12 protein-coding genes are annotated in these 14,785 nt (G+C 74.8%); 8 read left to right on the top strand and 4 right to left on the bottom strand.

What is annotated here, in order from left to right; translation table 11 throughout:
* Nucleotides 1-61: 61 nt before the first annotated feature.
* Nucleotides 62-466 (bottom strand): PilZ domain-containing protein, encoded by a 405-nt coding sequence (locus WMF14_RS32350; protein WP_272094785.1) that lies wholly within the window; start codon nt 464-466, stop codon nt 62-64.
* A gap of 49 nt (nt 467-515) precedes the next feature.
* Between WMF14_RS32350 and WMF14_RS32345 the strand changes: the two genes are divergently transcribed.
* From WMF14_RS32345 to WMF14_RS32335, 3 genes are all read left to right on the top strand, one after another.
* Entirely contained in the window at nt 516-2,273 is a 1,758-nt protein-coding gene (locus WMF14_RS32345) for a class I adenylate-forming enzyme family protein (protein ID WP_437792522.1), read from the top strand.
* A 52-nt stretch (nt 2,274-2,325) separates the two neighbouring features.
* Nucleotides 2,326-3,426: a molecular chaperone DnaJ gene (gene dnaJ / locus WMF14_RS32340; protein WP_272094783.1), complete on the top strand. Its 1,101-nt coding sequence runs from the start codon at nt 2,326-2,328 to the stop codon at nt 3,424-3,426.
* A gap of 80 nt (nt 3,427-3,506) precedes the next feature.
* Entirely contained in the window at nt 3,507-4,373 is an 867-nt protein-coding gene (locus WMF14_RS32335; RefSeq protein WP_437792520.1) for a pyruvate, water dikinase regulatory protein, read from the top strand.
* A 299-nt stretch (nt 4,374-4,672) separates the two neighbouring features.
* Here the strand turns inward: WMF14_RS32335 and larE are convergent, their stop codons facing one another.
* A complete protein-coding gene (gene larE / locus WMF14_RS32330) occupies nt 4,673-5,533 on the bottom strand; it encodes an ATP-dependent sacrificial sulfur transferase LarE (protein ID WP_437792517.1) in 861 nt (286 codons plus the stop codon).
* 103 nt (nt 5,534-5,636) lie between these two features.
* On the opposite strand from larE, the gene WMF14_RS32325 reads away from it, so the two are divergent.
* Nucleotides 5,637-6,455: an OmpA family protein gene (locus WMF14_RS32325; protein WP_437792514.1), complete on the top strand. Its 819-nt coding sequence runs from the start codon at nt 5,637-5,639 to the stop codon at nt 6,453-6,455.
* Nucleotides 6,456-6,495: 40 nt separating this feature from the next.
* Here the strand turns inward: WMF14_RS32325 and WMF14_RS32320 are convergent, their stop codons facing one another.
* Nucleotides 6,496-8,904 carry a fused MFS/spermidine synthase gene (locus WMF14_RS32320; RefSeq protein WP_437792512.1) on the bottom strand — a complete coding sequence of 803 codons (2,409 nt, stop codon included), beginning with the start codon at nt 8,902-8,904 and terminating at the stop codon, nt 6,496-6,498.
* 247 nt (nt 8,905-9,151) lie between these two features.
* On the opposite strand from WMF14_RS32320, the gene WMF14_RS32315 reads away from it, so the two are divergent.
* Genes WMF14_RS32315 through WMF14_RS32305 form a run of 3 tightly spaced genes read left to right on the top strand, consistent with a single transcriptional unit; the run spans nt 9,152 to nt 12,755 of the window.
* Nucleotides 9,152-10,798: an ABC transporter ATP-binding protein gene (locus WMF14_RS32315; protein WP_437792510.1), complete on the top strand. Its 1,647-nt coding sequence runs from the start codon at nt 9,152-9,154 to the stop codon at nt 10,796-10,798.
* Nucleotides 10,795-11,877: an ABC transporter permease gene (locus WMF14_RS32310; protein WP_437792508.1), complete on the top strand. Its 1,083-nt coding sequence runs from the start codon at nt 10,795-10,797 to the stop codon at nt 11,875-11,877. The genes WMF14_RS32315 and WMF14_RS32310 overlap by 4 nt, the downstream gene beginning before the upstream one ends.
* The gene (locus WMF14_RS32305) at nt 11,874-12,755 is read left to right on the top strand and encodes an ABC transporter permease (protein ID WP_272094776.1); all 882 of its coding nucleotides are present in this window, start codon (nt 11,874-11,876) and stop codon (nt 12,753-12,755) included. Before WMF14_RS32310 ends, WMF14_RS32305 begins: the two co-directional genes overlap by 4 nt.
* A 71-nt stretch (nt 12,756-12,826) precedes the next feature.
* On the opposite strand, the gene WMF14_RS32300 is transcribed toward WMF14_RS32305, so the two are convergent.
* Complete coding sequence (locus WMF14_RS32300) at nt 12,827-13,378, bottom strand: hypothetical protein (protein ID WP_437792505.1); 552 nt, start codon at nt 13,376-13,378, stop codon at nt 12,827-12,829.
* A gap of 108 nt (nt 13,379-13,486) precedes the next feature.
* On the opposite strand from WMF14_RS32300, the gene WMF14_RS32295 reads away from it, so the two are divergent.
* Complete coding sequence (locus WMF14_RS32295) at nt 13,487-14,737, top strand: M14 family metallopeptidase (RefSeq protein WP_437792502.1); 1,251 nt, start codon at nt 13,487-13,489, stop codon at nt 14,735-14,737.
* Nucleotides 14,738-14,785 lie beyond the last annotated feature (48 nt).

The following is a 14,785-nucleotide window of genomic DNA, read 5'->3' as shown; positions in this document are numbered from 1 at the left end:
GAGCCAGTGTACACGGGGGAAGCGTGAGCGCATCCCCTCGGGGGCCGCTCCGTCTCCGGCGCTACCGCGAGCCGTCGCCGAGCTTGCGGCCGAGCAGCTTGGAGGCGAGCGTCTCGCCGAGCTCGCTCATCATCAGCTGCTCGACCACCGCCTCGGTGGCGCCGCGCTCCGCGTCGCTCGCGTACTGGAACTCGATCCCCATCCCCGCCGGAGCCGACTCTGTCGCCTCGGCGGACGTGACGATCCACTTCACCCGCCCGCGAAGGCGGAGCGGCTCGGCCAGGTTCCGGATCGAGAGGGCGAACACGAACTCGGTGCCGATCGCGAGCGGGCGATCCGTCCGGATGAACGTCCCGCCTTTCGAGATGTTGCGCGTGTAGTCGGCGAAGAACGTGTTGAGCCGTTTGTACTCTACGCTCAGCTCGATCGCGGCGCGCTGGGCTGAGCGGCGGTCAGCATCCGTCACGGGACCCACCCTACCACGGCGCATGCGGGCCAGAGTAAAGTCGCCGGTCATGGAACTCGGTGGGGTCAGGGCCGCGCTGGCGGCCGGGCGAAACACGATCGAGGCGACGCTCGCCGCCGGCCGGGCGGTGACGCAGGCAGGGCTCCTCGCCGCGCTGCGTTGGCCGGGGCTCAGGGTGCTCGCGCGCGAGCTCGCGAGGGGCAAGGCGAACCCGTCGCTCCTGTTCCGCTTCCACGCCGAGAACAGCCCGCACCGGATCGCCGTGATCGAGCCGCGGAGCCTCGCAAGCCTGGCGTCCCGCGCGGAGGAGCGAGGCGCGGGGCCGCCGGCCGAGGATCGGGTCTACTCGTTCTTCGCGCTGAACGAGGCCATCGATCGGCTGGGCTACGCGCTCGACCGGCGCGGCGTCGGCCCGGGCGTCACCGCGCTGCTCGCGCTCAAGAACCGCCCCGAGTTCCTGATGTGCCAGGTCGCGCTGGCCCGCGTCGGCGCGTCCGTGGTGACGGCCTCGTGGCGATCGACCCCCGCGGAGCTCGCCTACCTCGCCGGCCACGCCGGGGCACGCCTGCTCCTGTTCGACTCGGACATCGCCGGCGTGATCCGCGAGGCCGCGCCGCGGCTCGAGGGGATCCCGCCCGAGGAGATGATCGCGATCGGCGAGCGCGTCCCGGGCTTCTCGCACCTCGACGACGTCCTCGCCGCGTTCGACGATCTCGCCGCCGAGCGGGGCGCCTCGCCGGATCGGAGCGAGCGCGCCGCGGTGGTGATGTACACGTCCGGCACCACCGGCAAGCCGAAGGGCGCGGTGCGCGGCTTCGGCGGCGGCATCGTCCTGCCGGCGCTCGGGGCCATCGGCGCGACCCCGATGCGCGCGGGGGACGTGCACCTCGCCGTGTGCCCGCTCTACCACCTCACGGCGCTCGGCTTCGTCAACCTGTCGCTCATCGTCGGCGCCACGATCGTGATCCTCCCGGAGTTCCAGCCCGAGCTCTTCCTCGAGGCGATCCAGCGGTACCGCGTGACCACCACCGCGGTCGTCCCGACGATGCTCCACCGCGTCCTCGAGCTCGGCGAGGCGCGGCTCCGCGCCTACGACACGTCGTCGCTCACCGCGATCTTCGTGGGGGGCGCGCCGCTCTCGCCGACGCTCGCGGCGGAGGTGATGGCGGCGTTCGGCGACAGGCTCTTCAACTTCTACGGCGCGACCGAGACGGGCATCGTGACGATCGCGGGCCCCGAGGATCTGCGCGCCTCGCCGGGCACCATCGGGCGCCCCGTCGCCGGCAGCGAGCTGCTGCTCCTGCGCGAGGACGGGACGCCGTGCCGGGACGGCGAGGTGGGCGAGCTTTACGTGAGGAGCTCCTTGCTGGTCTCCGGCTACCACGGGGATCCCGGCGCCACGCGCGAGTCGACGCGCGACGGCCACTTCTCTGTCGGCGACCTCGCCCGCCGCGACGCGCGCGGCTGCTACCACCTCGAGGGCCGCAAGCGGGAGCTCATCATCTCGGGGGGCGAGAACGTGTACCCCGCCGAGGTGGAGTCGGTCCTCCACGAGCACCCGGCGGTCGCCGAGGCGGCCGTGGTGGGCGTCCCGGATCGCGACTTCGGGGAGCGCGTGCGCGCGGTCGTCGCCCTGCGCCCCGGCGCGGCCGCGAGCGAGGGCGACATCAGGGCGCACTGCCGCGCGCGGCTCGCGGGCCCGAAGGTCCCGCGCGAGGTCGTCTTCGTCGGCGCGCTGCCGCGCAACCCGACGGGCAAGGTGATGAAGCGCGAACTCGCCGGGCCTGAAGGGAAATCAGCGGATTAGGCGGCCCGGTAGCCGCTGTCCCGGGAGGGCGATCGATGCTATTTCGCACGTCGTGCGGGATCCGTACGAAGTATTGGGCGTCGAGCGTTCCTCGACGCAGGATGAAATCAAGAGCGCCTTCCGGCGGCTCGCCGGCCAGCACCATCCCGACAAGAACCCGGGGGATCAGGGCGCGCACGTCCGCTTCAAGGAGCTGAACGCGGCCTACCAGATCCTGAGCGATCCGCAGAAGCGCGCGGCGTTCGATCGGTTCGGGCCCGCCGCCGTCGGCGCCTCCGCCGGCTCGGGGGTCCCGGGCGTGCCCTTCGACATGCAGGACCTCAACCTGGACGCCATCTTCGGCGATCTCCTCGGCGCCCTGGGCATCCGGGTCGGCGACCGCGGGACGCTGCAGAAGGAGGTGCGGATCACCTTCGAGGAGGCGGCGTTCGGCTGCGCGAAGGAGATCACCTACGATCGCGTCGAGCCGTGCGGCGACTGCGCCGGCTCGGGCTCCGCGCCGGGCGCGTCGACCGAGCGCTGCTCGGCGTGCTCGGGCCGCGGCCGCGTCCGGATGCAGCAGGGGATGTTCCCCATCGCGATCGAGCGCCCCTGCGGGCGGTGCCGCGGCACGGGGCGGATCGTGACCGACCCGTGCAGGACGTGCCGCGGCGCCGGCCTCGCGGCGAAGCAGAAGACCATCGAGGTGACGATCCCTCCGGGCGTGGAGAACGGCGCGACGCGGCTCGTGGAGCGCGGCGGCAACGCCGTCCGCTCCGACCGGGGGCCGGGCGATCTGGAGCTCACCATCCGCGTCTCGCCGCACGAGCTCTTCCGCCGCGTCGGCGACGACGTTGTGTGCTCCGTGCCGATCTCGTTCGCGCGCGCGGCGCTCGGCGGCGAGCTGGAGATCCCGACGCTGGAGGGGAAGGGCCGGCTCCGCATCCCCCCGGGCACGCAGCCCGGCGCGGTGCTCCGGATCAAGGGCAAGGGCATACCGCGCCGCGTCGTGGGCGGGCGCGGCGACCAGCTCGTCGAGGTGAGCGTCGAGGTGCCGACGCAGCTCACCGCGCCGCAGCGGGAGCTCATCGCGCAGCTGGCGAAGGAGCTCGGCGAGAACGTGCAGCCTCAGCAGGCCACCTTCATGGAGAAGCTGAAGGGGCTGTTTGGTTGACCTGGCGCGCGGCCGCGCGCGATCCTCCGCGCTGTGCTGAACGCCGAGGCACGGGCCCTGCCTCGAGCGCCTGAGCCGACATGGCGACGGAGGGATGGGACATGGACAAGGCGAAGTTCATCGACGTCCTGAGCGACTCCACCGGAGAGACGGCGGAGAAGGCCGTGCGCGCCGCGCTCCTCCAGTACCCGGACGCGGGGGTGCAGATCCGACTCCACACCCGGGTGCGCACGCCGGAGGTCGCGCGGCCGGTGCTCGAGCGCGCGGCCCGGGAGGGCGCGCTCGTCGTGTTCACCGTGGTCAGCCCCGAGCTGCGCGAGTTCGTGCACGCGTCCACCGCCGAGCTGAACATCGAGGCGATCGATCTGATCGGCTCGCTCATCGTCCGGCTCGGCACCTTCCTCGACCGGGAGCCGATCAACCTGCCGAGCGCGATGCTCCCGCTGAGCGAGGAGTACTTCCGGCGCATCGAGGCGGTGGAGTTCGCGGTGAAGAGCGACGACGGCAAGGAGCCGCGGAACTTCAGGCGGGCCGACATCGTGCTCGTCGGCGTCTCGCGCACATCGAAGACGCCGCTGTCGACGCTGCTCGCGCAGCGCGGCCTCAAGGTCGCGAACCTCCCCCTGGTGCTCGGCGTCCCGCCGCCGCTCGAGCTGATGGAGGCTCCGCAGGATCGGGTCATCGGCCTGACCATCGGGATCGATCAGCTCTGCGAGATCCGGCAGGCGCGGCTGCGCCAGCTCGGGATGCCCTCCGAGACCAACTACGCGATGCGCGAGCACGTCCGGCAGGAGCTGGACTACGCGAACCGTCTCTTCGCCGCGCACCCGGAGTGGCCGGTGGTCGACGTCACCCGGCGCGCCATCGAGGAGACGGCGGTGATCATCCTGGAGCACCTGAAGGAGCGCGACGAGCGCGCCAAGGTCGCGCGCTCGTCGCTCGTGTGAGGCCGCGCGGCCGAGCGGCGCGCCGGGCAGCGCGACTCGGCGCGCACGCGGGGTGGGGGCGTGTCCTGATGGGGCGCGGCGTGTCCTGATGAGCGTGTGGCGTGTCCTGATGGGCGGGTAGCGTGTCCTGATGGGCGGGTAGCGTGTCCTGATGGGCGGGTAGCGTGTCCTGATGGCGGGTAGCGTGTCCTGATGGCGGGTAGCGTGTCCTGATGGCGGGTAGCGTGTCCTGGCTTTCCTTCGCCGTGGATCTCGAGCTCGACACGAACGTTGCACACCGCTCCGCGTCGCCACCGGGATCAGCTCACGATCTTGAGGGCGCGGCCGACGAGGACCTCGTTGTGGCTGCCGGTCCGGTACCCGCCGAGGTCGAGCGTCACGTAACGGAAGCCGTGCCGCTTGCCGGCGGCCACGATCTCGGCGCGCACGGGCGGCTCGGCGGCGCGCGCGAGCTCGCCCGCGTCGAGCTCGATGCGCGCGAGGTCGTCGTGGTAGCGGACGCGGACCTGGCGGAAGCCGAGGCCGCGCAGCGCCGCCTCGAAGCCGCCGATCTGCGCGAGACGCTCGCGCGTGACGCTGGTCCCGTAAGGGATCCGGCTGGAGAGGCAGGCCGCGGCCGGCTTGTCCCAGATCGGCAGGCCGACGCGCGCCGCACCGGCGCGCACGTCGGCCTTGCTGAAGCCGAGCTCGACGAGGGGGCTCAGCACGCCCGCCTCCCGCGCCGCCTCCAGCCCGGGGCGGTAGTCGCCGAGGTCGTCGGTGTTGGTGCCGTTCACGATCGCCGCGATCGCCCACTCGGATCGCTTTCGCGCGGCGATCCGGTAGAGCTCGCTCTTGCAGTGGAAGCAGCGATCCGGGTTGTTCGCGACGTAGCGCGGATCGTCGATCTCGGACGACTCGACGAGCCGGTGGTCGGCGCCGATCAGCCGGGCGATCGAGGTGGCCTCTTCCTTCTCGGCCGGCGCGAGGCTCGGAGAGACCGCGGTCATCCCGACGGCCCTCGGGCCGAGCTCCTGGTGCGCGACCGCGAGGACGAAGGCGCTGTCGACCCCGCCGGAGTAGCAGACGAGGACCGAGCCGAGCTCCCGGAGCCGGGCGCGCAGCCCGGCGAGCTTGGGATCGATCGGCGAGCCCTCGGGCGTGGACGACAGCGCGGACATGGCGATCCTCCCTTTACCACAAGCCGCGTTCCGCGCCGGCCGGCCCGGCGTCCGCCAGGTTACTTGCGGTCCGAGCGCCGGTTCTGACACGCTGCAGGGCGAGATGGACCCGAAGAGGAAGCAGGCCGCCCGCACCTCCCTGCCGTTCGCGCTCGCGGCGGCGCTCGCGGCCGCCGCGTTCGCTGGCCAGGGGTGCAGCGACAACCGGCTGCCGCCGCGGGAGCTGCCGCGCGCCGAGGACCAGCGCGCGCTCCCGCGATGGTACCCGGAGAAGCCCTGGTCGGAGCAGGACGGGGAGAGCCAGGTCTACATCGAGGGCAAGATCGTCTTCGACACGAACAAGGCGACCCTCCGGCCGGGCAGCGAGAAGACGCTGGAGACGCTGCTCCAGTTCATCAAGGAGCACCCCGAGGTGACGCGGCTGCGGATCGAGGGGCACACGGACGCGCAGTCGAGCGAGGAGCACAACCAGTCGCTCAGCGCGCGGCGCGCCCTCGCGGTCGCCGACTGGCTGGTCGATCACGAGGTCGAGAGCGACCGGCTGATCGCGGTCGGCTTCGGCGAGTCGCGCCCGCTCGGGCCGAACGAGATCGCGGCAGGCCGCAGCGAGAACCGGCGGGTCGAGTTCCACGTGGCCGAGGTGAACGGGCGCCCCTTCCTGGGGCAGGACCCGTACAGGGGCGGCCTGGCGCTGGAGGTGCTGAGCCTCGAGCAGCGCAAGCAGCGCGCGGCGCAGGCCGCGCAGCTCAAGGCGCCCCCGCCCCGCAAGGGCTTCGTGGCGACGGGCGACGAGATCAAGCCGGTGCCGGTCAAGCCGCGGGCCACGTCGGAAGCGCAGGAGGGTGAGCCCCCGGCGCCGAGCGCGCCGGCCAAGGAGAGCGCGCCCGCGAAGGGCGGCGCGGCGCCCGCGGGCGGGGGCTGAGCGACCTCCGGGCGAGGCGCCCGCGGGGGGCTGAGCGACCTCAGGGCGCGAGGTGCCGCGCGCGCGGCGACCGCGTCCGGTAACGCTCGAGGAGCGCGAGCGTCGCGTCGAGCGACGCGCCGTACGGGAGCACGTTCCCCTTCGGCGTGGCGTACTCGAGGTAGAGGTTGTCGTCCGTGGACACGATCGGCCCGCCGTCCTCGGCCGCATCGGCGACGAGGCGGTCGAGATCGTCGTCCGAGGCCACGAGGGCGTCGAGGAGGTCCTCGAGCCGCGCGCCGGCGAGCGTCGCCTGGAGCGACGGGCGCGCGTCGAGCCCGGCGAGGCGCGCCCCCGAGGCGACGAGCGGCGCGCCGCTCGCGACGAGGATGCCCTGCGCGCCGCCCACGAACAGCGCGACGTGCGGGAACGCGCTGCGCATCGTCCGCACGACGACGGCGAGCTCGCGCCGCCGGATGTGGTGGAGCTGCACCCATTGCTGCAGGACGCCGCCCTCGGTGAGCCGGGACCGGGCGAGCTCGTAGAACTCGTGGCTGTAGAGGCTCGCGGCGCCCGCGAACCAGACGCTGGTGAGCTCGATGGCGATGAGATCGTAGCGGCCCGGGGCGGCGACGAGCAGCTCGTTCCTGCCGTCGTTGAGCGAGAGGCGGACGCGGGGATCGTCGAGCGCGCGAAGGCTCGGGCCGGCGAAGAAGCGCCGCGACGCCTCGACGATCGCGGGCGAGATCTCGGCGACGTCGATGCGCTCGAAGGGGTAGGCCGCGATGGTGCCGGTCGTCGTGCCGGTGCCCAGGCCGATGACGAGCGCGGCGCGCGTGTCGCGGAGGAAGAGCGACGGGAAGTGCGCGAACCGCCGCTGCGCCGTCATCTCGGGGCCGTCGTCGCCCTGGAACTTGCCGTTCGTGTACATGGTCGTGACGCCGGCGAGGCGCGCGACCGTGGTGACGCCGCCGTGCACGTCCTCGCGCACGAAGTCGATGCGCTCGGGGCGCGGCCCCATGGCGAAGTAGACGTTCGCGCCGCTCGTGAGGCGGGCCATGTCCCAGCGGGGCGCGAGCACGGCGAGCGCCCCCGCCGCGGCGGCCAGCGCGAGGGCGCGGGGGAGCTCCGCGCCGGCGCGCGCGGCGGCGAGGACGGCCGTGAGGGCGAAGGCGAGCGCGATCGCCAGGAGCGCGCGCTCGGAGCCGAGCGCGGGCAGGATGAGGTAGCCGGTGACGATGGAGCCGGCGATCGTGCCCAGGGTGTTCGCGGAGGTCAGCCTGCCGACGCGCGCGGCGACGTCGGCGTGCGCGGCGGCGCGCGCGAGGAGCAGGGGGAAGGTGGTGCCCATGCAGAGCGTGGGCAGCGCGAGGATGGCGAGGGCGGCGAGCGCGCGGCACGCCTCGCGGCCGGCCCACCCGTCGACGTGCTTGCCGGCGAAGGCGAAGAGCCGCGGGAGCTGGTCCCAGAGCGGGACGGTGGCGGCGAGCGAGAGCGCGGCGGCGGCGAGCCCCCGGGAGAGCGCGCCCTCGCCGTGGCGGCGCGCGAGGGCAGGCGAGCGCGCGGCGCCGGCCGCGAGGCAGACGAGAAAGACGGCGAGCATCAGCCCGAAGGCGTAGGCGCTGTTGCCGATGAGCAGCGCGAGCAGGTGCGTCTGGACCACCTCGGCGGCGAAGACCAGGAAGCCCGACGCGAACGCGAGCAGGAGCAGGAACGGCGGTTCGGCCCGGTCGGTGGAGGCGGCGAGCGGGGCGTCCGCGGAGCGGGCCTCGGGGGAGCGCACCTCCGGGAAGCGCGCCTCGGGGGCGGCAGCGGGCGCCGGGCCGCGCAGCCCGGCGGAGATCGCGATGACGCCGAGGGCGACGTTGGCGATCGCCGCGGACCAGAGCGCGCCCCGGATGCCGAGGTGCGGGAGGACCACGTAGGCGCCGGAGAGCGCGCCGGCCGCGCCGCCCGCCGTGTTGATGGCGTAGAGCGAAGCCAGGCGGCGCGCGGCGTCGTGCTCGGCGGGGGGCGCGCCGCCGTCCGCCGCGGCGCCGGCGCGGAGGATGCGCGAGAGCACCGGGAGCGTGGCGCCCATCGCGACCGTGGGGACGACGACCACGAGCGCGGTCAGCGCGGCGCGCGCCGCGGTGAGCAGCGCGAGCGAGTCGGGCGCGGCGCGGGCGACGGCGACGTAGGCCGAGGTCAGCGCCTCGAACAGGAACGGCGAGACGGCGCAGATCGCGCCGACGATCGCCTCGAGCGCGCCGTAGACGACGAGCGGGCGGCGCGCGGACGCGGCGTGGCGGCCGCCGAGGTGCGCGCCGAGGGCGAGGCCGCCCATGAAGGCGGCGAGGACCGTGCTCACGGCATACGCGGTGGCGCCGAAGACGTAGGCGAGCAGCTTGGAGAAGGCGACCTCGTAGAGGAGGCCGGTCGCGCCGGAGACGAAGAACAGGGCGGCCACGAGCGGGAAGCGGGAGCGCACGGGCGCGCACGCTAGTACAGGCGCCCGACGAGCAGGCACCTCAGAGCGCCGCGCGAGATCTCCCTCGCCAGGCGGCCGAGGGCGGGCGCGCCGCGCCGTCCTCGGCGGCGCCCCTCCGGCGAGCCCGGACGCCCAAGGAGCGCCGGCGCGACTGGCGCCACGACAGGTCGGGCCGCTTGATCCCCGGCGTGGTCGCCCAGCGCCGCCCCGCCCTCGCTCGACCGCCCTCGCCGCGGAGCCCCGCTTCATGACGGCCCCGCCGGCCCCCGGGATGCCCGCGCCGCCCGTTCCTGCAATGCCCTCGCCGCTCGCCCACGGCGGCGCGGCGATCGAGCTCGACCGCGTGAGCCGCAGCTTTGGCGCGCAGATCGCCGTGCGCGCCGCCTCGCTCCACCTCGCGCCCGGCGCGCTCCACGCGATCATCGGCGAGAACGGCGCCGGCAAGTCCACGCTCCTCAAGCTCTCGGCCGGCGTGCTCGCGCCCGACGCCGGCGTCGTCCGCGTCGACGGCGCCGCGCTCCGGCCGGCGACGCCCGCCGAGGCCGCCCGCCGCGGCGTGGGCATGGTCCACCAGCACTTCATGCTCGTCGGGAGCTTCCTTGCCCTCGAGAACGTCGTGCTCGGCTGCGAGCCCGTGCTCCGAGGCGGGCGGATCGACCTCGCCGGCGCCCGCGCCCGCGCCCGCGCGCTCATGCAGGCCGCGGGGCTCGAGATCCCGCTCGACGCCATCACCTCGTCGCTCACCGTGGGCGAACGGCAGAAGCTCGAGATCCTGCGGGTGCTCTACCGCGGCGCCCGGGCGATCCTGCTCGACGAGCCGACGGCCGTGCTCTCCCCGCTGGAGGCCGACGCGCTGTATGCGACCCTCCGGCGCCTCGTGCGCGAGGGCCACACGGTCGCGGTCGTGACCCACCGGCTCGACGAGGTGATCCGGTTCGCGGACCACGTCACCGTGATGCGCCGCGGGCAGGTGGTGCTCTCGCGGCCCGCGATCGGCTGGTCCACGGACGCCGAGGGAGAGCTCACCCGCGCGATCATGGGCGGCGAGCCGCCGCCTCCGGTCGAGCGGCCGCCGCTGCCAGAAGACGCGCCCGCGGCGCTCGAGATCGCGGGGCTGACCGTGGCCGGCGCCGGCGGCCAGCGCCTGCTCGACGGCGTGACCCTCACGGTGCGCGCAGGGGAGATCGCCGGCGTGGCGGGCGTCGAGGGCAACGGCCAGCGCGAGCTCGTGCGCGCCCTCGCCGGGATGGAGCCGCGCGCGGCCGGCCGCGTCACCGTTGGCGGGGTCGAGCTCTCCTCGTGGGGCATCGCCGCGCGACGGGCCTGCCTCGGCGTGGTCCACGAGGATCGCCACGCCGAGGGGCTGCTCCTCGACGCGTCGGTCGGCGACAACCTCGTCCTCGGCGACCTCGCCGCGCTGCCGCGCGGCGCCCGGGGGCGCGACGCCGAGGTGGCCCTCATCGCGCGCCGCATCGCCCGCTTCGGCGTCGTGCCGCCCGATCCGTCCCGCCTCGCGGGCGAGCTCTCCGGCGGCAACCAGCAGAAGATCGTCGTCGCGCGGGCGCTCGATCGCGTCGCGCTGGCGGCGCCCGGCCCGGGCGAGGCCGCGCCCGGCCCGGGCGAGGCCACCCGGGCGCCGCGCCGCGCGGCTGCGATCTTCGCCCAGCCGACCCGGGGCGTCGACGTCGGCGCCGCCGCCGTGATCCACGGGGCCATCGCCGAGGCCGCCAGGGCGGGGCTCGCGGTCCTCGTGATCAGCGCGGATCTCGGCGAGCTCCGGCGGCTCTGCCACCGGATCTTCGTGATGCGCAAGGGCAGGATCGTCGCGACGCTCCCGCCCGCGTGCTCCGACGAGCAGATCGGGCGCGCGATGCTCGGCGTGGAGGCGGCGTGAGCCCGGCCGGCGAGCGGCCCGGCCCCGCGCGCTGGCGGCGCCGCCTGCGCGACCTCCAGGGGGCCGCCCTCCCCGCGGCGCTCGTGCTCGGGGGCATCCTCCTCGCCCTGAACCTCATCTCGTTCGGCTTCGGCGAGGCGCCCGTGTCGACGCTGCGCCGCGCCTTCGAGGGCACGTGGGGCACCCCGTACGGCGTCGGCCAGGTGCTCTTCAAGGCGACCCCGCTCCTCTTCACCGGGCTCTCCTTCTCGATCGCGCTCCGCGCGGGCCTCTTCAACATCGGCGCCGAGGGGCAGGTGACGATGGCGAGCCTCGCGGGCGCCGTGGTCGCGGCCGAGCTCCCTGCGCGCACGCCGTGGCTCGTCGCCGTCCCGGCGTCGATCGCGTGCGCCACGGCCACGGGCGCCGCCGTCGCGCTCGTCCCGGCGGTCCTGCGCGCGCGCCTCGGGGCCCACGAGATCATCAGCGGGATCATGATGAACCGCATCGCCGACGTGCTCGCGCCGTGGCTGCTCGCGTCGGTCTTCAGCAGGGCCGCGATGCGCACCGCGGACGCGATCCCCGCGGCGAGGCTGCCCCGGCTCGAGCGCCTCGTCCCCGCGCTGCACGGCAGCGCCGCGAGCGTCGCCTTCCTCCTCGCGGTGGCGCTCGCGTTCGCGGCGCACCGCGCGCTGTCGCGGAGCCGCGCGGGCCGCGAGGCGCGCTTCGTGGGGCAGGGCGCCGAGGTCGCGCGCGCGGAGGGCATCGACGTGCCGCGCCGGCGCCTCGAGGCGATGCTCGCCGCCGGCGCCGTGGCGGGCGCCGCCATGACCGCGACGACGCTCGGCTACAAGGGGTACTACGAGGTCGGCCTCGGCGCGGGCGCGGGCTTCGCCGGCATCCCGGTCGCGCTGCTCGGCCGCGGGACGCCGCTCGGGCTCGTCCTTGCCGCCGTGCTCTTCGGCACCCTCAATCAGGCCGGCCTCGCCATCAACGCGCGCGTGCCGAAGGAGGCGATGGACGTGCTGGAGGCGCTGGCCATCGTCCTCGTCGCCTCCGCCACGGCGCGCGGGGGCCGCTCCGGGGAGGCGCCTCCGTGAGCGCCTCCGCCCTGGTGATGTTCGCCGAGACGCTGCGGATCGCCGCGCCGTACGCCTGCGCGGCGATCGGCGGCATCTGGGCGGAGCGCTCGGGCATCGTCCAGATCGGCCTGGAGGGGGTGCTGCTCGCCGCCGCGTTCACCTCGGTGGCGGTCGCCCACGCGACCGGCAGCGCGGCCACGGGCCTCGCTGCCGCGATCGCCGCGGGCGCGGCCCTCTCGCTCGGCCACGCCCTGCTCGTCGAGCGCGCCCGCGTCGACCCCGTCGTCAGCGGCATCGCGATGAACCTGCTCGCCTACGCCGGAACGCGCCTCCTCCTGCGCGGGCTGTACGACAGCGCCTCGAGCTCCCCCTCGATCGAGGGCTTCCGCGCCGGTCCGACCGGGAAGAGCGGCGCGGCGCTGCTCGCGCGCGTGCTCCTCGATCCGGTCTCGATCGCGGCGGCGCTCGCGATCGCGGCGACGCCGCTCTGGATCGCCCGCACCCGCTTCGGGCTCCGGGTGCGCGCCGCGGGCGAGAACCCGGCCGCGGCCGCGGCGGCGGGCGTCCCCGTGACCCGCGTCCGCTGCGCCGCGCTCGCGCTGTCCGGCGCGATCTGCGCGATCGGCGGCGCGCACCTCGCGTACGACCAGCGCCGCTTCGACTCCGGCATGTCGAACGGCCGCGGCTTCATCGCGCTCGCGGCCGTCGTCGTGAGCGGCCTCCGCGCCGGCCGCGCGGCGCTCGCGTGCCTCCTGTTCGGCGCGCTGGAGGCGCTGCAGATCGCGCTCCAGTCCGCGGCGCGGGGGGCGTCGCGCGCGGGCGATCTGGTGCAGCTCCTGCCGTACGTCGCGACGCTCGTCGCGCTCGGGCTCGCGGCCCGCCGCGCCGCGCGGTGAGCGCGCGGAGCCGTGATCGCCTCGCCGCATCGCAGGGGCCCGCCCGGTCGAACGAGCGCCGCGCCGCCCCGTCACCAGCCGAGCCGCTGCAGCCGCTCCCTGGCCCCCTTCACCCCGAAGATCGTCGCTTCGCCGGGCGGCACCACGGGCGCGAGCAGCACGGCCGCGAGCACCGCGGTGACGACCAGCGGCGCTCGCGCGTCGTCGCCGGCGATCGGCGGCTCTCGCACCTGCCAGACCCGCCGCGCCCGCGCGAGCAGCGCGTCGAACCCGCGCCCGCCGATCGCCTGCACCCCCGCCGCGGCCGCCGCTCGCACGAGCGGCGCACGATCCAGCGGCACCGTCATGACGAGCACGCGGCTCGCCGCGCGCGGCGTGGAAGACGAAGAAGAGGAGGTGCGCGCGATGTCCACCTCGACGGCGTCGGCCATCGGCGTGGTCCCCGACGGGTACGCCTTCTTCTGCACGAGCGTGAGCTCCGCTCCGAAGAAGACGCGCGCCTGATGCGCCCAGCGGTGCTCGTCGATCCTCGCCTCGGGCTCCGGCGAGAGCAGCGACCAGCCCTCGCTCGGAGGCAGCAGCTCGATACGTCCTTCCGCCCACCCGCTGCCGTCGAATTCCATACGCGCGCCCGCTGCCACGGTAATCCCTGGTTTGACCTAGTCCGGATCGCACGAATGCGCGGCCGGTGGTCTATAGTTCGTGCCATCTAGGGTAAAGGTGAGCCCTGCATGCCGAAGTCCGATCAGGCGTCGGAAGAGCAAGGCCTGGCTGCCCTGAGGGCGGCCCTCTTTGTACACCGACGCGCGCCGCTCTCCCGTCTGCTCGCTCGCCGAGGGCTCGGTCCCTACCGCGGGTACGGCGAGCTCCTGGAAGCGATCGACCGGCTCGCCGACCGCGGAGCGCAGGTCACGCTGATCGGGCGCTCGATCCGGGGCGAGCCGCTGCTCGCCGTTCATCTCGGCGCAGCCAGCTTGCCCGCTGTGCGCGCCGAGAAGCAAGCCGCGGGCCGCCTGGCGCCGAGCGGCCACGGAGGAGGGAGCGTCGCGAACGGCGTCTCGCTCCGCCCGCTCGATCCCGATCTCCATCTCAGTGGCACGCCGGATGCCGATGCGGATGCCGATGGCAGCCGCGCGCCGGGCGGCGCGGACGATCCGGCGGCGAGCGACGCCGCCATCGCTTCGCTGGCCGAACGCGCCGAGCGCGCCAGCCTGCGCCCCTCGACGGGAGCCGGGTCGCGCGAGCGCGTGCGGACGACGGTGATCCTGTCCGGGATCCACCCCCTCGAGTGGATCGGCATCGAGGCCCACCTCGCGCTGCTCGATCGCCTCGCGACCCAGGACCTCGGCGGCCGGTCGATCCTCGCCGTCCCGATCGTGAACCCGGACGGGCTCCTCCGCGTCGAGATGAACCTCCGCGCCGGGCGACACCGCTACGTGCGGGGCAATGCCCGGGGCGTCGACCTGAACCGGAACTTCGACGCCGGATGGTACGAGCGCGGCCTCATCCAGCGCTTCATCGGGCTCCTCTTCTCGCCCGGCAGCCGCCCCGCCAGCGAGCCGGAGGTGGAGGCCATCGCGCACGCGCTGTCTTCGCGCCGGATCGACCGCGCCCTGTCGCTGCACAGCGCCGGCGGCGCCGTGCTGTACCCGCCGGCGCACAGCCTCTGGCCCGTGGCCGACGCCGCCGAGCACCGCGCCTTCGCGCTGCGCGTCGCGCGCGCCGCGGACCGCAGGCCGTACCGCGCCATGTCTTACGTCCGCTTCGCCTGGGGCGTCCGCAAGGCGGGCCTGGAGATCGACTGGCTCCACGATCGCCACGGGGCGCTGTCGCTCCTCGTGGAGTGCTCGCGCGGCAAGCTCGGCCTTCGGCCGTCGCGCCTCATCGAGCCGTTCGCCTGGCATAACCCCCGTCGGCTCGACGACGCCACGCCGCCGCTCGTCGACGCCCTGCTCCCCTTCGTAAAGGGCGCGCGCGCCTGAGCGGCGGTCACCCGCTTCGGATACGGGCCCACCTCGGCGTTTTCGGTG

The organism is Sorangium sp. So ce693, from assembly GCF_051521375.1.
Lineage (GTDB): Bacteria > Myxococcota_A > Polyangia > Polyangiales > Polyangiaceae > Sorangium > Sorangium atrum.
The sequence above is the reverse complement of the archived record's forward strand: the minus strand, read 5'-3'. Positions and strand labels throughout refer to the sequence as shown.